Annotated in this window: 22 protein-coding genes; 13 read left to right on the top strand and 9 right to left on the bottom strand. The window is 64.0% G+C overall.

Features of this window, described 5'->3' with window-relative positions; genetic code table 11:
• The first annotated feature begins 75 nt into the window (after window positions 1-75).
• The 3 genes from EV286_RS16620 (at window position 76) to EV286_RS16610 (ending at window position 2,926) form a co-directional block, all read left to right on the top strand.
• Window positions 76-1,269, top strand: a complete 1,194-nt coding sequence (locus EV286_RS16620; RefSeq protein WP_132958260.1) for a patatin-like phospholipase family protein — start codon at window positions 76-78, stop codon at window positions 1,267-1,269.
• A 101-nt stretch (window positions 1,270-1,370) separates the two neighbouring features.
• Window positions 1,371-2,126 carry an acetoacetate decarboxylase gene (locus tag EV286_RS16615; protein WP_132958259.1) on the top strand — a complete coding sequence of 252 codons (756 nt, stop codon included), beginning with the start codon at window positions 1,371-1,373 and terminating at the stop codon, window positions 2,124-2,126.
• Window positions 2,127-2,143: 17 nt separating this feature from the next.
• Window positions 2,144-2,926 (top strand): 3-hydroxybutyrate dehydrogenase, encoded by a 783-nt coding sequence (locus tag EV286_RS16610; RefSeq protein ID WP_132958258.1) that lies wholly within the window; start codon window positions 2,144-2,146, stop codon window positions 2,924-2,926.
• Window positions 2,927-2,977: 51 nt separating this feature from the next.
• On the opposite strand, the gene EV286_RS16605 is transcribed toward EV286_RS16610, so the two are convergent.
• On the bottom strand, window positions 2,978-3,400 hold the full coding sequence (locus tag EV286_RS16605; protein ID WP_132958257.1) for a nuclear transport factor 2 family protein: 423 nt from the start codon (window positions 3,398-3,400) through the stop codon (window positions 2,978-2,980).
• A gap of 293 nt (window positions 3,401-3,693) precedes the next feature.
• On the opposite strand from EV286_RS16605, the gene EV286_RS16600 reads away from it, so the two are divergent.
• Window positions 3,694-4,542 carry a methyltransferase domain-containing protein gene (locus tag EV286_RS16600; protein ID WP_165932865.1) on the top strand — a complete coding sequence of 283 codons (849 nt, stop codon included), beginning with the start codon at window positions 3,694-3,696 and terminating at the stop codon, window positions 4,540-4,542.
• 72 nt (window positions 4,543-4,614) lie between these two features.
• Here EV286_RS16600 and EV286_RS16595 read toward each other — a convergent pair whose 3' ends face one another.
• Window positions 4,615-6,384: a thiamine pyrophosphate-binding protein gene (locus EV286_RS16595; RefSeq protein ID WP_132958255.1), complete on the bottom strand. Its 1,770-nt coding sequence runs from the start codon at window positions 6,382-6,384 to the stop codon at window positions 4,615-4,617.
• Window positions 6,385-6,463: 79 nt separating this feature from the next.
• Window positions 6,464-7,510, bottom strand: a complete 1,047-nt coding sequence (locus EV286_RS16590) for a tripartite tricarboxylate transporter substrate-binding protein (RefSeq protein ID WP_132958254.1) — start codon at window positions 7,508-7,510, stop codon at window positions 6,464-6,466.
• A gap of 170 nt (window positions 7,511-7,680) precedes the next feature.
• Between EV286_RS16590 and EV286_RS16585 the strand changes: the two genes are divergently transcribed.
• Together EV286_RS16585 and EV286_RS16580 are read left to right on the top strand one after the other, a co-directional pair.
• A complete protein-coding gene (locus EV286_RS16585) occupies window positions 7,681-9,060 on the top strand; it encodes a 3-deoxy-7-phosphoheptulonate synthase class II (RefSeq protein WP_132958253.1) in 1,380 nt (459 codons plus the stop codon).
• A 15-nt stretch (window positions 9,061-9,075) separates the two neighbouring features.
• Window positions 9,076-9,585 carry a TIGR02444 family protein gene (locus EV286_RS16580; RefSeq protein ID WP_132958252.1) on the top strand — a complete coding sequence of 170 codons (510 nt, stop codon included), beginning with the start codon at window positions 9,076-9,078 and terminating at the stop codon, window positions 9,583-9,585.
• On the opposite strand, the gene EV286_RS16575 is transcribed toward EV286_RS16580, so the two are convergent.
• Complete coding sequence (locus EV286_RS16575) at window positions 9,582-10,583, bottom strand: AraC family transcriptional regulator (protein WP_132958251.1); 1,002 nt, start codon at window positions 10,581-10,583, stop codon at window positions 9,582-9,584. The genes EV286_RS16580 and EV286_RS16575 overlap by 4 nt on opposite strands.
• Before the next feature lie 55 nt (window positions 10,584-10,638).
• Here EV286_RS16575 and EV286_RS16570 point away from each other — a divergent pair, with 55 nt between their 5' ends.
• A complete protein-coding gene (locus EV286_RS16570; protein ID WP_132958250.1) occupies window positions 10,639-11,613 on the top strand; it encodes an oxidoreductase in 975 nt (324 codons plus the stop codon).
• Window positions 11,614-11,616: 3 nt separating this feature from the next.
• On the opposite strand, the gene EV286_RS16565 is transcribed toward EV286_RS16570, so the two are convergent.
• The 4 genes from EV286_RS16565 to EV286_RS16550 form a co-directional block, all read right to left on the bottom strand.
• Complete coding sequence (locus EV286_RS16565) at window positions 11,617-12,201, bottom strand: UbiX family flavin prenyltransferase (protein ID WP_132958249.1); 585 nt, start codon at window positions 12,199-12,201, stop codon at window positions 11,617-11,619.
• 30 nt (window positions 12,202-12,231) lie between these two features.
• The gene (locus tag EV286_RS16560) at window positions 12,232-12,855 is read right to left on the bottom strand and encodes a GntR family transcriptional regulator (protein WP_245500729.1); all 624 of its coding nucleotides are present in this window, start codon (window positions 12,853-12,855) and stop codon (window positions 12,232-12,234) included.
• A 198-nt stretch (window positions 12,856-13,053) separates the two neighbouring features.
• On the bottom strand, window positions 13,054-15,372 hold the full coding sequence (locus EV286_RS16555) for a xanthine dehydrogenase family protein molybdopterin-binding subunit (protein WP_245500728.1): 2,319 nt from the start codon (window positions 15,370-15,372) through the stop codon (window positions 13,054-13,056).
• A gap of 104 nt (window positions 15,373-15,476) precedes the next feature.
• Window positions 15,477-17,105: a UbiD family decarboxylase gene (locus EV286_RS16550; protein ID WP_132958247.1), complete on the bottom strand. Its 1,629-nt coding sequence runs from the start codon at window positions 17,103-17,105 to the stop codon at window positions 15,477-15,479.
• Between the two features lie 260 nt (window positions 17,106-17,365).
• Here EV286_RS16550 and EV286_RS16545 point away from each other — a divergent pair, with 260 nt between their 5' ends.
• The 6 genes from EV286_RS16545 to EV286_RS16520 all read left to right on the top strand — a co-directional run bounded on the left by EV286_RS16545 (window position 17,366) and on the right by EV286_RS16520 (window position 24,491).
• Window positions 17,366-19,813 carry a xanthine dehydrogenase family protein molybdopterin-binding subunit gene (locus tag EV286_RS16545; RefSeq protein ID WP_132958246.1) on the top strand — a complete coding sequence of 816 codons (2,448 nt, stop codon included), beginning with the start codon at window positions 17,366-17,368 and terminating at the stop codon, window positions 19,811-19,813.
• A gap of 16 nt (window positions 19,814-19,829) precedes the next feature.
• Window positions 19,830-20,771, top strand: a complete 942-nt coding sequence (locus EV286_RS16540; RefSeq protein WP_132958245.1) for an ABC transporter substrate-binding protein — start codon at window positions 19,830-19,832, stop codon at window positions 20,769-20,771.
• Window positions 20,772-20,801: 30 nt separating this feature from the next.
• Entirely contained in the window at window positions 20,802-21,467 is a 666-nt protein-coding gene (locus EV286_RS16535) for a carbon monoxide dehydrogenase subunit G (protein WP_132958244.1), read from the top strand.
• 22 nt (window positions 21,468-21,489) lie between these two features.
• A complete protein-coding gene (locus EV286_RS16530) occupies window positions 21,490-21,981 on the top strand; it encodes a (2Fe-2S)-binding protein (protein ID WP_132958243.1) in 492 nt (163 codons plus the stop codon).
• Between the two features lie 33 nt (window positions 21,982-22,014).
• Window positions 22,015-22,830 carry a xanthine dehydrogenase family protein subunit M gene (locus EV286_RS16525; RefSeq protein ID WP_132958514.1) on the top strand — a complete coding sequence of 272 codons (816 nt, stop codon included), beginning with the start codon at window positions 22,015-22,017 and terminating at the stop codon, window positions 22,828-22,830.
• Window positions 22,831-23,123: 293 nt separating this feature from the next.
• Window positions 23,124-24,491 (top strand): amidase, encoded by a 1,368-nt coding sequence (locus EV286_RS16520; RefSeq protein WP_165932864.1) that lies wholly within the window; start codon window positions 23,124-23,126, stop codon window positions 24,489-24,491.
• Between the two features lie 67 nt (window positions 24,492-24,558).
• Here EV286_RS16520 and EV286_RS16515 read toward each other — a convergent pair whose 3' ends face one another.
• On the bottom strand, window positions 24,559-25,182 hold the full coding sequence (locus tag EV286_RS16515) for a TetR/AcrR family transcriptional regulator (protein WP_245500727.1): 624 nt from the start codon (window positions 25,180-25,182) through the stop codon (window positions 24,559-24,561).
• Between the last annotated feature and the right edge of the window lie 12 nt (window positions 25,183-25,194).

The raw sequence follows: 25,194 nt of genomic DNA, 5'->3' as shown, positions 1-25,194 counted from the left end.
CATTTCCTCTATCCGCCGCACGATTTTTGGTTATGCTGCGCTGCGAGTTAGGTCTCTCTAACGTAAGGGGGCTGCGTGGCAGGCAAGCGTCTTTCGGCAAAGAGCGGGGTTGGAACGTCAGCACGCCCGGCTTTCGAGCGCATAGCTCTGCTGCTGCAGGGAGGCGGTGCGCTGGGGGCATATCAGGCGGGCGTCTACGAGGCACTCGCGGAGGCCGATCTCCACCCGGACTGGGTGGCCGGCATTTCGATCGGCGCCGTCAATTCCGCATTGATTGCCGGCAATCCTCCGGAGGGACGGGTTGCCGCGCTGAGGGCCTTCTGGGAGGCGATCACGGCGCCACCGGTGGGGCTGCCCTCGTTGATGTCGGCGTGGCTCGGCGCCATGGCACCGCATGATGACTACGGTCACGGTCTGGTCAACCACGCGCGCGCCTTTGCAAGCCTCATGGGCGGTGCGCCCGGCTTCTTTACGCCGCGCTCCATACCGCCCTTCTTCTCAGCTCCCGGAACGGTCGAGGCCTCGAGCTTCTATGATGTCAGCCCGCTCAAGGCGACGCTGGAAAGCCTTGTCGATTTCGACCGCATCAACTTCGGTGAGATGCGCTTCAGCGTCGGCGCAGTGAACGTGCGAAGCGGAAACTTCGCCTATTTCGACAACACGACCGATGTCATCCGTGCCGAGCATGTCATGGCGAGCGGTTCGCTGCCGCCCGGCTTCCCTGCGACCACAATCGACGGAGAGGAGTATTGGGATGGCGGGCTTGTCTCCAACACGCCCCTGCAGTGGGTGCTCGAGTCGATACCGCGCGCCGATACGCTGGCCTTCCAGGTGGATCTCTGGAGCGCGGAGGGAGAGATGCCGAGCGACCTGACCGGGTTGGAGCTGCGGCAGAAGGACATACGCTTTTCGAGCCGTACGCGCGCGGCGACGGACCAGTTCAAGCGCGCGCAGCGGCTTCGCCGCGCACTCCTGCATCTCCTGGCGATGGTCCAGCCCGAGGAGCTTGAACGGGCGGGGCCCGAGACGAAGCTCCTGATCGAGGAGGCGGACGAGAAGGTCTACAACATCGTCCATCTCATCTACCGCGCCAAGAACTACGAAGGCAGTTCGAAGGACTATGAGTTCTCCCGTCTGACGATGGAGGAACATTGGGCTGCAGGATACAGGGATGCGGTGGAAACGCTCAGCCACCCGGAGGTACTGGAGCGGCCGCAGACGCTGGATGGCGTCGCCACCTTCGACCTCGCGGACAATGCTCCCGATTAGGAGCCCCTGCCGTCACGCCGGCTTCGCCGAAGGGCGATAGCATGCCCCGCGCTTGAAAAAGCAGACTGCCACCCGATTTCAACAGAGTGGAGAGCACGCAGATGAAGATTGCCGATGTCCGCGAAAAAGCCTTCGCGATGCCGCTGAACGATCCCGCCTATCCGAAGCCTCCCTACAAGTTCTACAACCGCGAATTCGTCGTCATCACATATCGCACCGATCCCGATGTGCTGCGCGCCGTCGTGCCGGAGCCGCTGGAAGTCGTGGGCGACACCGTTGCCTACGAGTTCATCCGCATGCCGGATTCGACCGGTTTCGGGGACTACACCGAGACCGGGCAGGTAATCTCGGTCCGCTTCAGGACGCCGTCGGGCGAAGTGCAGGAGGGCGGCTACGTGCACGCCATGTATCTCGACGACAACTCGCCGATCGCCGGCGGGCGCGAGATCTGGGGCTTTCCGAAGAAGCTCGCCTCCCCGAAGCTCGTCCACGAGCAGGAGACGATCGTCGGCACCCTGCATTACGGCTCGGTGCTCTGCGTGACGGCGACGATGGGCTACAAGCACCGCGAGCTCGATTTCGGGCCGCTGGAAAAGGCGATGGCCAAGCCCGCCTTCATGATCAAGATCATCCCGCATGTGGACTGCACGCCGCGCATCTGCGAGCTGGTGCGCTACTATATGGAAGACGTGACGCTGAAGGGCGCCTGGTCGGGACCGGCCGCGCTACAGCTCTTCGAGCATGCCATGTGCGACGTCGCGCGCCTGCCGGTGCGCGAGATCGTTTCCGCGACACACTACGTCGCCGACCTGACACTAGGGCTCGGCGAAGTGGTTTTCGATTATCTGGAAAAGTAGTTCAGGAGGTAGATCCCATGTCTCGTTTCGACGGAAGAGTAGCAATCGTCACCGGTGCCGCGAGCGGCATAGGCAAGGAAATCGCCCTTCGCCTCGCCGCCGAGGGCGGTATCCCTGTCGTCGCCGACCTCAACATTGATGCGGCGAAGGCGACCGCCGAGGAAATCAAGGGCAAGGGTAGCGATGCCTTCGCCGTCGCTATGAACGTGACCGACGAGGCTGCCGTGGAAAAGGGCGTGGCCGACGTGATAGCAAAGTACGGCAAGGTCGACATTCTCGTCAGTAACGCCGGCATCCAGATCGTCAAGCCGCTGGTGGATTTCCCCTTCGAGGACTGGAAGAAGCTGCTCTCGATCCATCTCGACGGGGCGTTCCTGACGACCAAGGCCTGCCTGAAGCACATGTATGCCGCCAACTACGGCCGCGTCGTCTACATGGGCTCGGTGCATTCCAAGGAGGCCTCGAAGCTCAAGGCGCCCTATGTCACGGCGAAGCACGGGCTGATCGGGCTCGCCAAGGTGCTTGCCAAGGAAGGCGCGGAGCACAATGTCACGGCCAATGTCGTCTGCCCCGGCTTCGTGCGCACGCCGCTGGTCGACAAGCAGATCCCCGAACAGGCGAAGGAATTCGGCATTACCGAGGAGCAGGTCGTCAAGACGATCATGCTGAAGGACACGGTCGACGGCGAATTCACCACCACCGACGATGTCGCCGATGCCGTGCTCTATTTTGCGGCGGCCAAGACAAATGCACTCACCGGCCAGTCCATGGTCGTCAGCCACGGCTGGTTCATGCAGTAAGACCATTGCCGTCCGCACCCGGTCTTTCGCCGGGCCCGGGCGGCAACCGCCTCACGGCGCGGGGCTCTTGAGCCCCAGCATCTCCGAGATCAGCAACGTGTCGGCAAATTCCACGAATTCGAGCATCTTGCCGTCGAGGAAGGTGAACTTGTCCAGCATTTCCGCCGGGTTCCAGACCTGGCGCGGCAGGAAGCCGACCGGACCGCCGCGATGGACGAAAGCCGTATCGCCATCGATATGCATGCTGAAAATGCGGACGTCCGACAGGTCCCAGTGCTCGATCAGCGCGTCGACGGCCGCGCACACCGCGTCGCGTCCCTCCATCTTCTGCGTGATCGCCCCTAGCGCCTCGTTTCCGACGATGCGGAAGCTGCAATCCGGATGCAGGTAGCCCCGGATCGTCTCGATGTCGCGATCGTTGCGGGCATTGTAAAGAGCATGAATGATGGTTTCGATTTCGCCTCGGCTGGTCATCACTGGATCTCCCCGATTTGCAAGGAGGAAGTGTGCGCTCGATCGGACGCAATCGCAATCGTGAAGGCGAAAGGCGCCTACCAGATGAGACCACGCGCAGCGGCCGTCGTTGACGCAACATGACACCCGGAATAGTCTTCCGGTACCATGTTTCCGACGAGGGCAGGCCTCGGGCGACGATCCGGGAGGGATTGAGAGGATCGCCACTCCAAACCGTTGCCGCGTCCCTTCCGCATCCACATCGATGCCGAAGGGACGCGGCAGGGGAGGGTCCCGCAGGCGGGGAGGCGAGCATGGAAATCAAGCATAAAAGCGCTGCCGAGGAGGATAGTGCCTACATACTTGTGCACTCGGATCGGGAGCTCAGGCGCCTGCAGGATCAGGCCGAGATTATCAATCCGATTACCCGGCGCATCCTGTCTGCGGCCGGTATCAAGCCGGGAATGCGGGTGCTCGATGTCGGCTGCGGCGGGGGCGATGTGACGTTTCTCGTGTCGGAGATGGTCGGACGTGCGGGCCACGTCGTCGGCGTCGACCGGGCTCCGGCGGCGATCGCTGCGGCCGAGCGGCGCCTGGGCGATCACGGCATCAAGAATGTGAGCTTCCGGAAGGGTGATGCGATCGCGCTTTCCTTTGACGAACCCTTCGACGCGGTGGTCGGTCGCTATGTGCTGATGTTCCAGGCCGATCCGGCCGCAATGCTGCGCAGCGTCGCACAACATCTGCGGCCGGGCGGCATCATGGCCTTCCACGAACCGGATTGGGACGGTTGCCGCTCCAACCCGCCGGCCCCGACCTATGACCGGTGTTGCCGCTGGATCGTCGACGCGTTTCATCGCAGCGGCATCGAGGCAAACATGGGCAACAAGCTGGATTCTGCCTTCCGCCGCGCGGGGCTTGCCGCCCCCTCGATGCATCTGGAATCGGTGGTCGGCGGCGCCAAGGGCGGCCCGGAGTGGGGTCACCTGATGGTAGAACTCATCGTGACGATGCTGCCCGAGGTACGGAGCAATGGCGGACAGACGGCCGGCGACGTCGTCATCGGATCGATGGAGGAGCATATCGCGCGCGAGATCGAGGATGGCGCGGTCATCGTCGGACGATCGGAGGTTGGTGCCTGGTCACGACTACCCAAAGCGTGATGCCGGGACGAAAAGGCCCCGCTTCATCGAAGCGGGGCGCCAGTCGGGGAGGATCATTTTCTTGGGGGGAGATCAGGCAAGCTCGACCATCGGGTCACGGCAATATTCCGGCGGCACCCGAACATCGATGACCCAGGGTTGACCGGCGCGGACCTTCTCGATGCCGCGTTCGAGTGCTGCTGCGAGATTTGCGATGTCGATGATCGGTCCTTCGCCGTCGATGCCCTGCGCCTTGGCGAGCATCAACAGGTCCGGTACCGGATCCTGCAAGCGCTGTCCGACCCATGCATTTTCCGGCGGACGGCCGCGGGCGACCGCCACCTGGCCCTGATGGTGCTCGTCGTTGAAGTATGAGTTGTTGTTCGAGATGACGTAGAGCAGCGGGATATGCTCGCTTGCCGCCGTCCAGAGGGCCGTCGCACCCATGGTGAAATCGCCGTCGCCGACGATCGCGATCGGCACGCGCCTCGATTTCATGTCGCGCAGCGCCAGCGCAGCCCCGACGCCGATGCTCGGGCCGGAACCGACGCCGCCGCCGCCGTTGTGGCCGAGATAGTCGTGCGGATGCTCCAGTTCGTTGGCGTTGGTGGGCCAGCCAAGAGGGCGGGAGGTGAGGCAGACGTCGATGTCGCGCGTCACCCTGTTGAAGACCCTAGCGAGATCCATCAGGCTGATCGGACCGGCGGTCGTCGATGGCTCGGCGTTGAGGCGCCGCCGCTCGTACGTCTTCGGGGCCGGCAGGCGCGGTTCGAGCGCCTCGAGGAGCCGCGCGGTCGCCGTCTCCGGCACGGTCGGAATGTTGACGTCGACGGCCGGCAGGCCCTGATAGTCCATGTTCCAGCCGCGATGGATATGGAAATCGTTCGAGACGCTGATGACCGGCGCGCTGGGCGTACCCGGCGGGAAGACCTGATTGATCGTGCCGGCGAGGTCGAGCCAGTCAAGGCTCAATACCGCATCGGCTTCCGTGAGATGGCCGAGGAGGCTCTTTGAAAGCTTCCAGCCGGTCTCGCCGATGAAGAGGGGATGGGTCGTCGGAAAGCTGGTCGGCAGCTTCACATGGGTGATGACCTTGGCGCCGATCAGCTCCGCGAGGCGGATGCGGTCGGCCCAGCCCGGTTCGCTGCGCGAGGTCCGGCCGGAAAGGATGACCGGGCGCCTGGCCTTCGCAAGGATCTCGATTGCCGCTTCCAGCTCGCCACGCGGCGGTTCGGGATCGGCCGGCGCGCGGAAGCGGGAAATGTCGTGCAGCGCCGGAACCTTTTCCAGCTCCATCTCCTGCACGGTGACGTCGAGATTGACATAGACCGGACCGCCCGGACGTGCCGAAGCCAGCATGGTGGCCCGGCGGATGGATTCGACGGCGGCTTCCGGCGAGCCGGGCTCATCGTCCCACTTGGTGAAGTTTCGGACAAGCCCGCCCTGGTCGATGGTGCAGTGGATCCATTCGATCCAGGGACGGCGCTTGGTGGCGTCGAGCGGACCGGTGGCGCCGATGACAACGACGGGAACGCGGTCGCACCAGGCGTCGAAGATGCCCATGGTCGCATGCATCAGTCCGACATTCGAATGGACGGCCGCCGCAAGCGGTCGGTCGGTGATCTTCGCCCAGCCTTGGGCGATGCCGATCGCGTGCTCCTCATGCATGCACAGGATGATCTTCGGCTTCTCGTTGCCGAGATAGTTGACCAGGCTGTCATGCAGGTGGCGATAGCTGGCGCCCGGGTTGAGGCAGATATAGGGGAAACCCTGCTCGCGTATCGCGGCGGCGATCAGATCGCTGCCGTAACGGGGCGCGCCGGTTTCAACCGGGACGAAGCGCTTCGTGCCCTGATGGTCCATGGTCGGATCCTCGAAAATTGGCTGGGTGAAAATCTGAAAGAGGAAAACCGCGCGGTGGATGCCGCGCGGCGCCAGGGCTTCAGTGGTTGAAGCCGTCTTCGATGGCACTCTGCAGCACGGCGACGACTTCAGGCGGAGTAGCGAAGATCTTCTTCACCGTCTCGTTGACTTCGGCTGCCGTCGCAGGCGCGATCGGGATCGCCCGGTTCTTGGCATCGGCCAGGAAATCCTGATCCTTCATGAGATCGTCGAAGGCCTTGGAAAGCGCCTCGAACTTGTCGTCCGGCGTTTCCGGCGGCAGCATCAGCGAGCGACCGATGTCGCCGCCGGCGCCGAAGAATTCGAGCGCCTGCTTCTTGGCCGGGTCCTCGGTGAGTTCGATGGCGGTCGGCGTATCGGGAAGATCGGGAAGGCGCTTGGCGGCAAACTGAACGACAGGAACGATGTCGCCGGCGGCAAGCTGCTGGGCATAGTTGACGGACCAGTTGGCCCAGACTGTGGTCGTCAGATCCGCCTCTCCGCGGAAGATCGCGAGCGCGCTCGCGGTCGCGCTGTCATAGCCGCAGACCATGTTGAACTTCGAGCCGATCAGCGACTTCAAGACCGCGCCGGTCTGGGCGCTGGAGGTCGTGCGGCCGGAGCAGCTGACATTGCTTTCCGTCTTCAGCGAGTCCTCGATCGTCTTTACCGGAGAGTCCTTGCGGGCCATCATGACGGAGGTGACGTCGGCCGCACGGCCGATATAGCGCATCTTGGAAACATCCCAGCGGCTGCGGTCTGGCTCGAGGATCTGGGTGTGGGCAAGCGATTCCGGCAGGAGCGCGACCATCGTGCCGTCCTTCGGCGCCTTGGTGTTGAAATAGGCCGCCGCCAGCGAGCCGCCGCCGCCCGGCATGCCTTGCACGATCACGCTCGGATTGCCGGGGATATGCTTGCCGAAGTGCTGGGAGATCAGCTGGGCATAGAGATCGTAGGAGCCGCCGGGCGGATGGCCGATCAGGATCGTCACGACCTTTCCCGAATAGAAATCGGAAATGGCATCGGCCTGTGCCGAAATCGCGCCGGCCACGGTTGCGCAAGCCGTCGCGGCCATGAATGCCATCAAACGGATTGATTTGAGCATCATATTCTCCTCCCCCGGATGGCGCCCTCCTCGGCGTTCCACCCCTTGTTGGTAACATACTATGATGGTACGACTGTATGACAAACATATAGGTCGCGCAACAGGAAATTGGTGGGAGATTTGAATTCCGTCGCCTATCCTGCAATGCGACAGATTCGACAGGGAGAGAGACGATGAAAGAGCAGTGGTCGCCGTCGAGCTGGCGCAATCTTCCGATGGGCCAGGTCCCGGCATTTCCGGATCTTGCCGAGCTTGCGGCGGTCGAGGGCCGCATCGCCACCTACCCGCCGCTGGTCTTCGCGGGCGAGGCCCGCGCCCTGAAAGCGAGGCTCGCGGACGTGGCGGCCGGCAGGGCGCTGCTGCTGCAAGGAGGGGACTGTGCCGAAAGTTTCGCGGAACATGGCGCCGACAATATCCGCGACATGTTCCGCCTCTTCCTGCAGATGGCCGTGGTCCTGACCTTTGCGGCCGCCTCCCCGATCGTCAAGGTCGGGCGCATTGCCGGCCAGTTCGCCAAGCCCCGTTCGACGCCGACCGAGCGGCAGGGCGATATGGAACTCCTGAGTTATCATGGCGACGTCATCAACGGCTACGAATTCTCCCCGGAGTCGCGTCGTCCCGATCCTGCTCGCCAGGAAATGGTCTACAGGCAGTCGGCCGCGACGCTGAACCTGCTGCGTGCCTTCGCCCAGGGCGGCTATGCCAATCTGGAAAACGTCCAGCGCTGGATGCTCGATTTCGTTGCTGGCAGTCCGCAATACCAGCAATACCAGGCTCTCGCCGACCGCATCACCGAGACGCTCGCCTTCATGCGGGCAATCGGTCTCGATCCGGAAAACCATCCCGAGCTGGCAACGACGGACTTCTACACCAGCCATGAGGCGCTGCTGCTCGGCTACGAGCAGGCGTTGACGCGCGTGGATTCGACCAGCGGCGACTGGTATGCCACCTCGGGGCACATGATCTGGATCGGCGACCGCACCCGCCAGCCCAATCACGCCCATGTCGAATACTGCCGCGGCGTGAAGAACCCGATCGGCCTCAAATGCGGACCGTCGCTGGAGCCCGACACGCTGCTGAGGCTCGTCGACATTCTCAACCCGCAGAACGAGCCGGGTCGGCTGACGCTGATCGCGCGCTTCGGTTTCGACAAGGTCGCAGACCACCTGCCGGGACTGATCCGCGCCATCGAGCGCGAAGGGCATGTCGTGGTCTGGTCCTGCGATCCCATGCATGGCAACACGGTGAAGGCCGGCAACGGCTACAAGACGCGCCCGTTTGACCATATCGTCAGCGAGGTGGAGGATTTCTTCGCCATCCATCGCGCCGAAGGCACGATCGCCGGCGGGGTCCATATCGAGATGACCGGCGTCAACGTGACGGAGTGCACTGGCGGAGCGCGACCGGTGACGGAAGCCGATCTGCCGAGCCGCTATCTCACCCATTGCGACCCGCGCCTCAACGCAAGCCAGGCTTTGGAACTCGCCTTCACGCTTGCCGACCTCTTCAAGCGAGACAGGGCAGAGAGGAAGGCGCCGGTCTTCGTGGCCTGAGCGGCAGCAAAGCCGATGGCAGATATCGACGACGCGAACGATCTCTGGACCTTCGCCTTGCGCCTCTATCGGGCGCCCGGAGTGTCCGAAGCCTGCCTCCAATTGCAGGAGGAAAGCGGCGTCGATGTCCCGCTGCTCCTTTTCGCCGCATGGCTGGAGACGCGTGCGGTTTCACTTTCGACGGCGGATATCGAGAGGATCGACGGGCTCGTGGCCAGCTGGCGCAGCGAGGTCATTCGCCCGCTGCGAAATGTCAGGCACCGGCTGAAGAGTGGGCCGCATCCGGCTCCGAGCGCGCAGACGGAGAGCCTTCGCAATGCCATCAAGGCGGCTGAGCTTTCCTCGGAGCGGATCGAGCTTACCTTACTGGAGGCCGAAGGCCGGGTTCTTTCCGTAACGTCAAGGGACGTAACGTTGGAAGGCGACAACCTGACCCTTGTCGTGCAGCATTTCAGCAAGCGTCCACCGGATACGGCCGCGCGCGCATCGCTTGATGTCGTAAGGCTGGCGCTCGCTTCGCTCTAGGCTGCTTCGTCGAATTCGCGGTGCTCGCCGGGATTGTCGGCTACGGGCTGTGCGGAGGCGCGGTAGCGCCGTGGGGCAACGCCGACGAGGCGTTTGAAAGCATTGCTGAAAGCACTCTCTGAGCCGTAGCCGAGCGAGGCCGCCAATGCCGAAACGGGCGTGGCGCCGTCCTGAAGCGCGCGTCTCGCGAGCCGCATGCGCCAGTCGGCGAGATAGGCAAGCGGCGCCATGCCCGACACGGTCTTGAACCGCTCGGCAAAGGTCGTGCGTGACATGCCGACCGCCTTGGCGAGCTCGCCGAGCTGCCAGGAGCGCGCCGGCTCGGCATGCATCAGGCGGATCGCTGGAGCGATCTTCTCGTCTCCGATCGCCCTGAGCCATCCGGCCGGCAGGGGTTCCGACGCGGCGATATGGGCGCGAAGGACCTGCAGGAAGACGAGCTGGGCGAGTTGGGAGGTGGCGGTCACCGTGCCCGGGCGGCTTGCAGCCATCTCGCTGACGAGCTGTGAAAGCAGCCAGCCGATGGCAGCCGCCTCCGGCGCAGACGCTCTCACATGGACGACGGGCGGCAAGACGTCGAACAGCAGGTCGATGCCGGTCGCGTCGAAGGATACGTGGCCGCCGATAGCGTGGTATTCCTCGCAACTGCCGACACGGGCCACCAGGTCCGGCGCGTTCGTGAAAAGGTCGATTGCCTGCAGGCGATCCGCTGAAAGGTCGCTTGCCAGAACGAAGGAATGGCGGCCGTTCAGGAGAACCGCATCGCCCGCCTCAAGCCGGATCGGCCTCTCAAGACCGTCGAGCGCCAGGAAGCATTCGCCCTTCACCACCGCGTTGAACTTGATCCTGCCGGGGGCGGGAAACTGCACGGCCCACCGGCCGCCGGCAAGGAGGCTGCCGGACATGGCGCAGCGCGCGTTGACGAGATCGAGAGCGTCGGAAAGCGGATCGGAGAGCATTTCCGGACGATGGCGCAAGTAAACCGGATTTGCAAGCATTCAGCGTCCGAAGGACTGGCCGTAGAAGTCGTCTCCTGACTGTAAGGAGACAGACATGACCTCAATCCAGGCTCCCATCGGCTCCGGTTTCGGGGCTTCCAGCACCACCGAGGACGTCATCAAGGGCATCGATCTGACCGGCAAGAATGCCATTGTTACCGGCGGCTATGCCGGTCTCGGCCTTGAAACGGTTCGTACTCTTTCATCTGCTGGGGCAAGGATCACCGTGCCGACCCGCGACCGGGCAAGGGCGGAGGAAGCGCTGGCCGGTATTCGCGGCGTGACGGTCGAGACGATGGATCTCCTCGATCCGGCCTCGATCGACGCCTTCGCACAGAAGTTCCTCGCGACGGGACAGCCGCTGCACTTTCTCATCAACAATGCCGGCATCATGGCAAACCCGCTCACTCGCGACGCGCGCGGCTTCGAATCCCAGTTCGCCACCAACCATCTTGGCCATTTCCAGCTCACCGTCCGGCTCTGGCCGGCGCTGAAGAAGGCCGGGGGCGCACGTGTCGTTTGCCTCACCTCGCGCGGGCACAAGATTGCAGCCGTGGATTTCGACGATCCCAACTTCGAGCGCACGGACTACGACCGCTGGGCGGCCTACGGCCGGTCGAAGAGCGCCAATGCGCTTTTTGCCGTCGGCCTCGACAAGCGCGGTGAGCCGTTCAGGATCAGGGCCTTCTCGGTGCATCCGGGCGGCATCGTGACCGGGCTTGCCAAGTTCATGTCGCGCGAGGAGATACGGGCCGTCGGCGCGATCGACGACGAGGATCGCCCGGTGATCGATCCCGCCAACAACAGGAAGACCGTCGAGCAGGGCGCGGCGACCAGCATATGGTGCGCCACCAGTCCGCGGCTGGAAGGCAGGGGTGGCGCCTATTGCGAGGACTGCGACATATCCCCGGCGCTCGAGCCAGACGCGACCGAACGCCTCGGCGTGATGCCCTGGGCGACCGACCCGGTGGCGGCGGAGAAACTGTGGGATCTCAGCGAGACGCTGACCGGCGTCCGCTTCCAGCCTTGAGCCTCAGTGTTGGCCCGGCGCGTCCGGGCCTTCCTTCCAGCGCTTGACGATCGGAAGGTCTATGTCGAAGAGGTCGAGCGCGCGGCCGACGGTCTGGTCGACGATGTCGTCGACGGTCTTCGGCTTGCTGTAGAAGGCCGGTACCGGCGGCATGACGACGGCGCCGTTGCGGGTTGCCTGGTCCATGAGCGCGATATGGCCGGCGTGCAGCGGCGTCTCGCGAAAAAGCAGCACGACGCGCCGGCGCTCCTTCAGGCAGACGTCGGCCGCGCGCACGATGAGCTCGTCATTGTAGCAGTTGGCAATGCCGCTCAGCGTCTTGACCGAGCAGGGGGCAACGAGCATGCCTGCCGTGCGGAACGAGCCGGAGGAAAGTGCGGCGCCGATATCCCGATAGTTATAGACCTTGTCACCGAGGCTGCGGATCTCCTCGGCGCTCATGTCGAGCTCGTCGGCCGCCGTACGCAGTGCCGAGGGCGAGACGATGGCGTGCGTCTCGATGCCGTCGACATCGCGCAGAAGCTGCAGAGCGCGCACGCCGTAGATGACGCCGGAGGCCCCGGTGATGGCTATGATGATACGACGCATGCTATTTCCGGCAGCCTTCCTTCATGGACTTCAGAGATCGATTACGCCATCTCCCGTGTGGAGCGCGGAGAGGGAAGAATTCGCGACATGCTTCTCAGCGGCCTTGTGGGCGGCGACCTTGTCGCGTTTGGCGATGGCGGCGACGATGGCATCGATCTCGCTGATACTCTGGCTCTGGCGTTCGGGCCTGACGACGGAACGGCGGCGAAGCGGCGAGGTGAGCAAGGTCAGCTTCTTCAGGAGATCGAAGGCGATCGGATTGCGGGCGCCGGTGCAGATCAGGTCGTAGAAATCGCGCTTGGTGGAGACGATCTCCTCGGCATTGCCCTGGCGATAGGCCTGCTTCAGCCTCTCGCTTTGGGCCTTCAGCGTCTCGATCTCGGCATCGGGCGCGTTCTCTATGAACTGCTCGATGATCAGCGGTTCGAGCACGCCGCGGATGCGGTAGATGTTCTCGGCGTCCTCGCGCGTGACCGTCACGACGGCGAGGCCGCGATTGTTGAGGTCGGTGAGAATGCCTTCGGCCTGGAGCTGGCGCAGAGCCTCGCGCAGCGAGGTCCGGCTGACATTGAGCTGCTGGCACAGGTCCTTCTCGACGAGCCGGGTGCCGGGTTCGAGATAGCCGGTCTCGATCGCCCGCCGGAGCGACTGCATGATCTTGTTCCTGAGCGGCGCGGATTCCTGCTTTAATGGTCCGAAAGGCTCAATCACCGGATTATTCATATCTCTCCTCGCAATGCTTGCTTGCCCGCAAATAGCATTCCGGCCACGCCAAATCCACTTGAGCCGGCCGGCGCTATTCCCCTGTTGCGCGAATGACGGTCTTCGCCAATTCGCAGCGTTGCAAGGAACTTAGCGATCCGCGCCATCGCTTTCCACCGCTTTCGTCCGAAGACATCGCCATACACGTTCCGGCGTTGCCGGCATGTCGAAGTGGCGCACGCCCTCCGGGCCTAGTGCATCGCAGACCGCGCTGATGATTGCGGCCAGCGACCCGACCGTGCCGGCTTCGCCCGCTCCCTTGACGCCCAGCGGATTTTGGCTGGTCGGAACCGGGAAGCTTTCGATGGCGAGCGCCGGAATGTCGAAGGCACGCGGCATGGCATAGTCCATGAACGTGGCGGACAGCAGCTGGCCGGACTGCGGGTCGTAGACGGCATTCTCCATCAGTGCCTGGCCGAGCCCCTGGGCCACGCCGCCGATGATCTGGCCCTTCATCAGCAGCGGGTTGATGACGGTGCCGACATCGTCGACGACACTGTAGGCAACGAGATCGACATGGCCCGTGTCCGGATCGATCTCGACCTCGCAGATGTGGCAGCCGTTCGGGAAGGTGGCGCCGTCGGCGGCCGAGAAGTCCTCGGCCGAAACCATGCCCGGCTCGGCGGCAAGCAATTCGGAAAAGGCGACGCTTCGGTCGGTGCCGGCGATCCGGTACCGGCCGGCCTCGAAGACGATGTCGGTGGTTGCTGCCTCGAGCCTATCGGCAGCTTTCCCCTTGAGCTGCTCGATGATCGCGTCGGCCGCGCGCCAGATTGCCGTGCCGGCGGCACCGAGCGTGCGCGAGCCGAAGGTGCCGATGCCTTGGGCGACCCGTTCAGTGTCGCCGGTGATGAACTCCATTTGGCCGGTCTCGAGCCCCAGTCGGTCCGCAAGGATCTGGCGGAAGGCCGTGCCGTGGCCCTGACCCGTATCGCGCGAGCCGGAAAACAGGCGAATCTTGCCCTCGGGAGAAAGCTCGAGCCGCGCGAACTCGGGATTGGGCTTGCCGGCCGGTCCGCCGGCGATCTCTATCGGATTGGCGATGCCGATGCCCCGCAGCAGCCCCTTCAGCCGCGATGCGGCGCGGCGCGCCTCGAAGCCTGCCCAGTCAGATATCTGCAGTGCCCGCTCCAGCACTGCAGGGAAGTCGCCGGAATCATAGGTGAAGACGAAGCCGGTGGAAAAGGGCATCTCCTGCGGCCCGATGAGGTTGCGCCGCCGCAGCTCCGCCCGGTCCATGCCGAGGTCGTTGGCGGCGATGTCGATGATCCGCTCGATGACATAGGTGGCCTCGGGCCGGCCAGCGCCGCGATAGGGCGCCGTGTTCTGCGTGTTGGTGAAGACGCCGTCTATCAGGACGTGGATCTGCGGGATGCGGTAGACCCCTGCAATTCCACCGATATTGCCGACCGGCGAATGCGGCGTCGCCGGGCCGAGATAGGCGCCGAGATTGGCCGTCACATGGACGTCGAGCGCAAGGAAGCGCGCGTCCGCATCGAGTGCCAGCGTCACGTCGACCCATTGGTCGCGGGCATGTGCGTCGGACTGGAAGGACTCGAGCCGATCGGCGCTCCAGCGCACCGGCCGACCGACCTTCTTTGCGGCCCAGAGCGCTGCGGCATATTCCGGATAGCCGGCATTCTTCATGCCGAACGAGCCGCCGCAATCGTTGGCGACCACACGCATCGCTTCGGCGGTGACGCCGAGGATCGGTGCGAGGTCCATGGCGATACGGTGGGGCGCTTGCGTTCCGATTTCCAGCCGGTAGCCGCCGGTTGCGGGATCGAAGATCGCGAGCGCGCCGCGCATCTCGATCGATGCGGCGGTGACGCGGGATATTCTCAGGCGCTGACGGATTATATGTGCGGCGCCATCGATCGCGGCAGCGGCAGCCTTGCGATCGCCTCTGGATACGGAGAAGCAACGGTTATCGGGAAACTCGTCCCAGACGAGCGGTGCATCGGGTGACACCGCCTCGAGCGCGTCGACCACCACTGGCCGTTCCCCGATTTCCGCCACGACGGCCTCGGCCGCGTCCATTGCGGCTGCCTTTGTTTCGGCGACGATGAGCGCGATCGGGTCGCCGACGTAGCGCACGGCCCCGACCGCAAGCGGATAGAAGGGTGGAACGCGCATGTCGCCGCCATCCGGCCCGGGATGACGCAGGCGCGGGAGGATCGGAGAATTGCCGTCTGCCACCATGTCGGCGCCGGTGAAGACGGCGATGACGGAGGGCATTGCCGCCGCCGCTTCCGTGTCGACGGAAACGAGCTTCCCTGAGGCGACCTGCGATCGGACGACGACCATTGCCACCTCGCCCTTTACGGGAAGATCGGCGGTATAGCGGCCACGCCCGGTGATCAGGGCGTCGTCTTCGAAACGCAACTGCGACTGGCCGATCTTCAACATGGGTCCTCCGGGATCTGCGCGATCGAGATAAAATGCTTACGTCATGAAATATTGCCGTGCGGGCGGCCTCCATCCACCACCCGCGCGCAAAGGTCGCGACAGGGCTATTTCTCGATGTCTCGGGCAGGCGTCTCCGGTTTCATGCCGCCCTTGCGGCGGCTGAGCGTGTTGGCGCCGTTCTCGCGCCAGTCACCGGTGACGGCCCGGTCGGCGAACCGCGTCCAGAGATCGCTCCAGTCGCCGAGCGAATATCCATGCCATGGCGGCTGAGGGGTAAGCCGCGGCAACTGCAGGTCCTCCCAGATCTGCCGCGCCTTGACCATGAAGGGTTCGGCCGGCAGGGCAAGCGGCGGCATCGGCGCCTTCAGCGTCGCATCGATCAGCATGGTACCCTCGGCGCTCTTCGAACCGGATTTCGGCCCGTGGCCGCCGGAGCGATAGGGCGTGATGTGCACGTCGTCGATCATGTTGGCGCGATAGGCGAGCGACCAGAAGACGGCGTCGGCATTGCGGCTGTCGATGTCGTCGGAAACGGCGATGACGATCTTGCCGCATTGCGCCTGCAGCGTCGCCGCGCCCTGCAAGCCGCGCCAGATCTCCGATTGCGGGGCACTGCGATCGAATTCGAGGAAGATCACCTTGCGGATGTTGGTAAGCGGCTCGTGCATGACGACGCGCTTGATGCCCTTGACGTTTAGCACCTTCTTCAGGTGATTGAGGAAGAGCGGCTCGTAGGCAACGCGCTTCAAGACGCTCGATTCGCTCGGCGTGACCTGACTGACGATCGAGACCAGCACCGGCTTTCTCTTGCGGGTGATCGCCGTCACCTGCATCGACATATTGAAGTCCTCGAGCGCCACATGGCCGTGGCTCTCGCCGAACGGGCCCTCCGGCTCCAGGAGAACGGGGTCGATCAGGCCCTCGATGACGAGTTCTGCGTCGGCCGGCACTTCGAGATCGATCGTCTTGCACTTCACGATACGGACGGGCGCCCCCATCAGCCCGCCGGCAACACCCAGTTCGTCCTGGTCTATCGGCAGCTTCTGCGGCCCGGTGAAGAGGACCGCCGGCGCGCAGCCGATGACGATGGCGCAGGGCATGGGCTTGCCCATCTTCTGGTACTTCAGCCAGTGCTGGTAGCCGCCGGCGCCGGAAAGCCGGCTTGCCATGCGCACACCGAGCCGGTCCTCGGCCTTCAGCGCTGCACGATAGGTGCCCATGTTGCGGATGCCGTTTTCCGGGTCGCGGGTGACGCAGAGCGTCGCGGTGAAATAGGGGGCGCTATCGAAGCCGGGCGTGGACACCGGGACCGGCAGGCTGCCGAGGCCCTTTCCCTCCTTCTTCAGTTCGTCGCCGGTGATGACGACCTCCTGGCAGGGGGCATCTTCGACCATGACCGGGTCGATCGGGTTCTCCATGGCGTCAACCCAGACGTCACCGATCTCGTCCTCGGGGACACCCAGGCCAGCGGCATAGATCGCGGGCGAGGCGGCAAGCACGCCGACGGCGACCGGGATGTCGTAGCTCTCGCCCTTGCCCCCCCTGACATCGGTGAACAGGAAGCCGCGGCGCTGCTCGTCGGGCAGGCCACCCTGGAACTGCCAGCGGGCAAGCGGATGCAGCTCGCTGTCCTTGTCGATGGGAACCTGAATCTTCGTCAGGAGGCCGAGAGCCTCCAGGCGCAGGAGATGTTCCTGCAGGTCGAGCGGCGCCCTGCGCTGATAGGTCGTCATGGAAATCTCACTCCCGAAATGCGCGTTGCGGGGCGGGCAAAAGGCCGGTGACGCGCGGTCATTTTCTACTCAAGGCTACAAAGATTGCCGGTCTCCATCAAACGGCCAGGCGACCGATGGCGATCTTTTCGATTGCATTACTCCGCCATACTGTCATACATTAATACGAAGAGCAACAGTATCTCTCCCGCCGGACCGAGGTCCGGAGAGTTGCCGGCGGGAGGGAGAAAACCGCCGTCTTTCCAAGCAGAAGAGGTCTTATGAAGAGCCCGCTCCAGATCAGCACGCCGCCGGTGATCGAGCATCCACTGAAGAAGCCGAAGCCCGAATCGCAGGCCGTTTCGCCGGAAATGAAGCTCGTCCAGGAAGCTCTCTTCCGCCATGTGGGAAAGCCGATCCCGCGCAAGGAGGATGGCCGGTTGATCTCGGGCAAGGGCCGCTTCTCGGATGATTTCTCGCTGCCCGGCCAGACCTTCGCCGCCATGGTGCGCTCCCCCTATCCGCATGCCCGCATTCTCGGAATCGATGCTTCCGAGGCGCTTGAAATCCCCGGCGTGCTCGCAGTCCTGACCGGCGCCGATGTGCTCGCCGAGGGGCTTCAGCCGATCCCGCACAATCCCGTGCCCTCCACGAATTTCGATGTGAAGCTGCGCGCCCGCGACGGCAGCTTCCCCTTCACCGGTCCGCATTATCTCCTGCCGGCCGACAAGGCGCGCCATGTCGGCGAGGCGGTTGCCATCGTTGTCGCCGAAACCGCCGCGCAGGCGGCGGATGCGGCCGAAAGGGTGATGGTGGACTACGAGGAACTTCCGCATGTGACGGAATCCTGGGAGGCCGCTCGCCCCGGTGCGCCGGCCGTCTGGGACGAAGTGCCCGACAATGTCTTTGTCGATTCCCAGTTCGGTGACCATGAGGCGACAGATGCCGCCTTCGCGACCGCCGATCATGTGGTAAAGGCGGAGTTCCATATCCATCGGGTCACCGCGGTGACGATGGAGCCGCGCTCTTCGCTCGGCCACTTCGACGCCGGGACCGGCCGCTACACCCTTTATGCCGGCAGCGGCGGGGCAGTGCGCCAGAAAAACGAGCTATCCAGGGTCCTCGGCATCGAGCCCAACGATCTGCGCGTACTTTCCTTCGATGTCGGCGGCAACTTCGGCGCACGCAATCGCGTCTATGTCGAGTTCGGCCTCGTGCTCTGGGCGTCCAGGAAGGTAGGACGACCGGTCAAATACACCGCAACCCGTTCCGAGGCCTTTCTTACCGACTACCAGGGCCGCGATCTCGTGACGAAGGTCGAGCTTGCGCTCGACCGGGACGGCAAGTTCCTGGCGCTGAAGGCCGACAATCTTTCCAACGTCGGCGGCCGCTGTGTGTCGCTTTCGCCGCTGAGCAAGGGTTCGGGTCTGATAACCGGCTCCTACCACATCCCGGCCGCCACGCTCCGCGCCCGCGCTGTCTTTACCAATACCATGTGCACGCAGGCATATCGCAGTTCTGGTCGGCCGGAAGTGACCTTCGCGATCGAGCGGATCGTCGAGCTTGCAGCCCGTGAACTGGGTTTCGACCCGCTGGAATTGCGCCGCAAGAACCTCGTGCCGGTCGAAGCAATGCCCTACACCAATGCCGTCGGCTCGGTCTACGACAGCGGCGAATACGAGAAGAACATGGACCGTGCGCTTGAGCTTTCCGAATGGAACGCCTTCGAGGCGCGCAAGGCCGAGGCCGCAGAGCGCGGAAAGCTGCTCGGGCGCGGCTTTGCCAACTATGTCGAATCCTCGATCGGTACGCCGAAGGAGCGCGCCGAGATCGAGATAAAGGACGACGGCACGGTCGAGGTGGTGATCGGTACCCAGCCGAGCGGGCAGGGGCACGAGACGAGTTTCGCCCAGGTCGTCGCCGACATGATCCAGGTGCCGGTGGAAAAGGTCTGGATCGTCCTCGGCGACACCGACATCGTCAGCGTCGGTGGCGGGTCGCATTCCGGCCGTTCGATGCGCCATGCCGGCACCGTAATGGCGATGGCGTCCGCCGACCTGCTTGCCGAGGGCCGTCGCCGTGCGGCCGAACATTTCGAGGCCGATCCCGATGCGATCGAGTTCGAAGCCGGCTATTTCAAGCTCGGCGGCACAAACCAGGCGATCGACATCTTCGATCTCGCGCGACGCACCCGCGAGAGCCATGGCGTGCTGCGCGTCGTGCGCGACAACGAGATGCATACGCCGGTCTTCCCGAACGGAGCTGCGGTCTGCGAGGTCGAGGTCGACCGCGATACCGGCCATGTGCAGATCACGAGGTACACGACGATCGACGACGTCGGACGCTGCATCAATCCACTGATCGTCCACGGCCAGAGCCATGGCGGCATCGCCCAGGGGGTGGGGCAGGCGATGTGGGAGCTCTGCGCGCTCGATGCCTCGACGGGCCAGCCCATCGCCGGCTCTCTCATGGACTACGGCATGCCGCGGTCCGACAACATGCCTTCCTTCAAGTGTGAGATCGCGGAGGTGATCTCGCCGACCAACCCGCTCGGCATCAAGGCCGGCGGCGAGGGCGGCACGACGCCGGCGCTCGCGACCGTGGTCAATGCGGTGGTCGACGCGCTGAAGGACTACGGCGTCACCGACATGCAGATGCCGGTCACACCCCATGCCGTCTGGCGGGCGATGAACAATGGCAATGGTGCGCGCGAGTTGCACGCGTCCTGAGGAGGCTTTGATAGCAATGAGTGTTGATGTGAAAACGAATGTCCGCGTCATCGCCTTTCCGGGCGCCCCGAACCTGCCGACCTTCGCGGCCGTCGAGAAGGGCTTTTTTTCCGAGGAGGACCTGACGGTCGAGCTGGCGCTGACGCCGAGTTCGGTGGCGCAGGCCGAAAAGACTGCGGCCGGCGAGTTCGACATTGTCTTTACCGCCTTCGACAATGTCGTTGCCTATAATGAAGGTCAGGGTGCGACGGCGGTGGGGGTCAACCCGGACTATGTGGTGCTGATGGGAGCGACGCAGCTGGAGCTCGCAATCGTCACCGCGCCTGATGTCACCGACTATTCAGCGCTCAAGGGCCGTTCCGTCGCTCTCGACGCGCTTTCGACCGGCTTTGCCTTCGTGCTCTTCGAGATGATGGCGCGCAGCGGCCTGAAGCGGGACGACGTGACGTTCGCCGCCGTCGGCGCAACCCCCCAGCGCTGGCAGGCAGTCAAGGCCGGCGAACATGCCGCGACGCTCACCATCGAGCCCTTCACCAGCATCGCCAAGCGCTCCGGCTTCAACGTTCTCGACGTCTCGTCGAACCATTTCGCGAGCTATCAGGGCGGGGTCGTCGCTGCGCGCCGCGCCTTTGCAAGGGAAAATCCGGAGACGGTGCGCGCCTTCATCCGCGGTTATCTCAAGGGATTGGCATGGACACTCGATCCCGCCAACCGCGAGGCGGCGGAGCAACTGCTGCAGTCGAGGATGACGGAGATCCAGCCGGCGGCCGTGGCATCGGTGATGAACAGTCTTCTTTCGCCGCGTTCCGGCCTGACGCCCGGTGCGAAGATCCTGCCCGAGGGCATGAGGCAGGTCCTCGAACTGCGCTCGCGTTATGGAACGGGCCAAGCGCCGCTGACGGATACGACGAAATATCTCGACCTCTCGCACTACGAGACGGTCGTCGCCGCGAAGTGACGAAGAGGAAATAGGGAGGGAGGTTTTTCGATGGATCTCAAGGGCGAATATCGCATCGCCGCGCCGCGCGAGCATGTCTGGGCGCTGATCAACGATCCGCAGGTGCTGCGCGACTGCATTCCGGGCTGCGAAAGCCTTGACGGCAGCCTGGAGGAGGGCTTCAGCGCCCGCGTGACGACGAGGGTCGGGCCGGTGAAGGCAACCTTTGCCGGAGCAGTCTCGCTCTCCAACATCAAGGCGCCGGAAAGCTATACGATCTCGGGCGAGGGCAAGGGCGGCGTCGCCGGCTTCGCCAAGGGCGGTGCCGACGTGCATCTTGCCGAGGAGAACGGCGAGACCATATTGACCTATCTGGCCAAGGCGCAGGTGGGCGGCAAGCTCGCCCAGCTCGGCGCCCGGCTGATTGACTCGACCGCCAAGAAGCTTGCTGACGAATTCTTCGCCGGCCTAGCTGCCCGCGCCGCCCCGAGCGGCGGCCGCCTGACCGAGGCTCAGCTCGAGATTGTGGCTGCCACGGTCGGCGCACCGGAGTCCGCGACCAGCTTCGCGGAGCCCTTGGCGCCTCCCTCGCAGGCGGGCGCACATTCTGCTGCCGCTGCGGCCGTCCAGGCAAGTCCGTCCGTCGGCCGTTGGCCTTATGTCATCGTCGCCCTGGCGGTGGTCGCGATCATCGTCATCGCGATCGCTTCGCAGTGACTTCCGCAGAGGTTTTGAACTCATGTCCCGCATCACCATCATCGTCAACGGCACACCCGAGACCCGGGAAATCGAGGATCGGACGCTGCTCGTCCACTTCCTGCGCGATCATCTCGGCCTTACCGGTACTCATATCGGCTGCGACACCACCCAATGTGGCGCCTGCACGGTCATCCTCGACGGCCGCGCCGTCAAATCATGTACCGTGCTTGCCGTCTCGGCGGACGGCTCGGCGGTCGCCACCGTCGAAGGGCTTGCCCAGAACGGTCGCCTTCACGACGTGCAGCAGGCCTTTCACGAGTATCACGGCCTGCAGTGCGGTTTCTGTACGCCGGGCATGATCATGGCGGCGGTGGACATGATCCGGCGCCACGACGGCATGCTCGACGAACATACCGTTCGCCACGAACTCGAAGGTAACCTGTGTCGTTGCACCGGCTATCACAACATCGTGAAGGCGGTGCTTGCCGCCGCCGATAAGCACCGCGCAGCCCACGCGGTTGCTGCCGAATGATCAGCGCGAGAGGCAAGGTGTGAAGCCATGTACATGTACGAGACCACCTATCACCGGCCAACGACGCTCACGGATGCGGTAACGCTCCATTCAGAGGTCGACGAGCCCGCCTATCTCTCGGGAGGACACACGCTTATCCCGACCATGAAGGGCAGACTTGCCGCGCCGGCAAACTTGATCGATGTGCGACGTATTCCCGAGCTCTCCGGCATTACGGTGACGGTCGACCGCGTCGTGATCGGCTCCGCCACCACCCATGCCACGGTCGCCGCCTCGTCGGAGATCGTGGCCGCCATCCCGGCGCTCGCCGGCCTTGCCGGCTCCATCGGCGACGTGCAGGTGCGTCATGTCGGAACGATGGGCGGCTCGGTCGCCAACAACGACCCGGCGGCGGATTATCCTTCGGCGGTGCTGTCCCTCGACGCGATCGTGCACACCGACCGGCGTGCCATTCCGGCAGACGATTACTTCACCGGCCTCTATTCGACGGCGCTCGAACAGGGTGAACTCCTTGTGCGCATCGAATACAAGGTGCCGGAGATTGCCGGCTATGCGAAGTTCCGCAACCCCGCCTCGCGCTATGCCATGGCCGCCGCTTTCGTCAGCAAGCATCGAGACGGCAGCGTTCGGGTCGCGATCACCGGGGCAGGCAATGCCGGCGTCTTCCGCTGGACCGAGGCCGAGGAAGCCTTGCAGGGCAGTCTCGATCCCCGAGCGCTGAAAGGCCTGTCCGTCGATCCCGATACGCTGATGGGCGACATGCACGCGCCGGCCGACTACCGCGCGCATCTGGTGGCCGTCATGACGCGGCGCGCGGTCGAAAATCTGGGCCGGGCGCGCATCGACTAACCCCATCTTTTATTGAATTTCATGTCGAAAAGCGGGATTGCGGGGAAAAACCCTCGGCAATCCCGTTCCTTTCTAGGGAGGTTTGCGGGAGCCGAGCGTGCTAGGATTGGGATTGTGGCATCAGAGCTTGCTGCCCGGCGTCGGTTGGCGCTTGCGCTGGAACGCGTACCGATTATCGTGATGGCCGGCAACGACATGTCGGACACCGGGCAGGGCAGAAATATCAACCACGGGTCGGAACAGCCAGTCGCGTTACACGTTTTAGTCCGTTAATGCCCAGGAGGGAAGCAATCGTGAAAGTGTCCGAAGCCCGGCAGGTAACCATGGCTGCGACCGGATTTATGAGTATTCGTCAGATTCGCGAGGCTTATCGTGACGGTTCGCTGACCCCTGTCGACGTCGTCGCCGAGTCTCTGGAACGGCTCGAGAATCTGGAGCCGGATCTGAACGCGGTCGCCTATGCGATGGGTGCCTCGGCAGCCGAGGAAGCCGAGAGACTGACCGTTGAGCTCGAAACCGGCAATGATCTCGGACCTCTTCACGGCATTCCGGTCGCCATCAAGGACATTATCGACATCCGCAATATCCCGACCGGCTTCGGCAGCCGTGTGCGCCGGCCGGTGATCGCCGGCAGGGACGCGGAGCTCGTGAAGCGCCTGCGCGAAGCCGGTGCGATTATCCTCGGCAAAACCAATCTCCTCGAATATGCCTATGGCATCGCGCATCCCGATATCGGGCAGACCAACAATCCCCATGACACCGGCAGGACGTCAGGCGGATCGAGCGGCGGCTCGGCGGCGGTCGTGTCGGCCGGCATCGTGCCGCTCGCTGTCGGCACCGACACCGGCGGATCGATTCGTATTCCGGCCGCATATTGCGGCATCGTCGGCCTCAAGCCATCCTTCGGCCTGGTGCCGCTCGACGGCGTCTTTCCTCTCTCGTGGAGCCTCGACCATGCCGGGCCGATCGCGCGCTCGGTGGAGGATGCGGCGCTGATGCTGTCCTGCCTCGCAGGCGAGCCTTTTCCGCTCACGCGGCCCTCCGTCGAGGGGCTGCGCATCGGTGTCGTGCGCTACCATGCCGAGAGCCCGGAACTCACTCCTGCTGTGGCGCGCAGCTTCCGCGAGGCGCTTTCAAGACTGGAAGCGCGGGGCGCCATCATCCATAGCATCGACATTCCGGAACTCGCCTCGGCCAATGTCGCGCTGCGTCAGGTCCTGCTTCCGGAGGCATCGCTCATCCATGCTCAGTTGCTCGCCGAAAATCCCGGAGGCTACGCTCCGAGGACACGCTCGCAGATCGAGGCGGGCTTCACGCTGACGGCGGTGGATTATCTGCGCGCGCAGGATTTCCGGCAGAAGCTTCGGCGGGCAGTCGAGGACAGTTTCCTCGATGTCGACGTGCTCCTGAGTCCCAGCGTTCCGTTCGCTGCGCCAATCGAAGATCCGGAATTCGTCGAGGGTGAATTGGAAGGTGAAATGCTTTCGAGCGGCTTTGCCAATATGACGGGCCAGCCATCCATCAGCTTGCCCTGCGGCATGGACGGCCACCTGCCCGTCGGCCTGCAACTCACCGGCGCCTTGGGTGGCGACCAGCGGCTGCTGCAGATCGCGCTTGGCGTCGAAGACGCCCTTGAGGCCTACCGAAGACCGGACCTCTGAGAGAAAGCCGTTGCGTAAAAACAAATAGATAGAGCATTTTCCTAATTTGAAGAGAAACGAAAGTGCTCTAGGATTTTCCAGCCTTCGGCGCTCCCCAGCGCAGGCCATCCATCAGCAGCGAGACGAGACGGCGGGAGCGATCGCGCCAATCGGGTGAGTTTGGCGTGCCGTAGGTGCTGAAAAGGCCGTGGAGTATGTCTGAAACCTCGACATCGGCGCGGATCGAGCCATCAGCGACCGCGGCCGCGACCAGCTTCGTCAGCGCATTGGAAACGAGATCGGCGGTATCGGAAAATACCTTCGAGTTGGTCGTCACAAGGATGCGGAGGCTGTTGCCCATGCCGCGCTTGGCCGCGATGTAGTCGACGCAGCGCAGCATCCATTGCTCGAGTGCCGCGTCCGGGGGCAAATCGCGCGCCAGGTCGCAGGCGGCGGCCGAAAGGCCCTCCACCTCGCGGCGGTACACGACTTCGACGAGATGTTCGCGGGTGGGAAAATGCCGGTAGAGGGTGGCGATGCCGACATCTGCCTGGCGGGCGATCGCCTCCAGCGAGGTATCGACGCCATTGCTCGCGAAGGCTGCGCCGGCGACCTCTATGAGTTTTTCACGGTTTCGCTGCGCGTCTGCCCGCAGGCGCTTTCCATCGGAAGCCGGCTTTGCCTCCAGGGATGGCGCGGGCAGTTCAGTCAAAATGTGCACTCC

The sequence above is a fragment of the Rhizobium sp. BK251 genome, from assembly GCF_004345245.1.
In the GTDB taxonomy this organism is placed as follows: Bacteria; Pseudomonadota; Alphaproteobacteria; order Rhizobiales; family Rhizobiaceae; genus Rhizobium.
The sequence above is the reverse complement of the archived record's forward strand: the minus strand, read 5'-3'. Positions and strand labels throughout refer to the sequence as shown.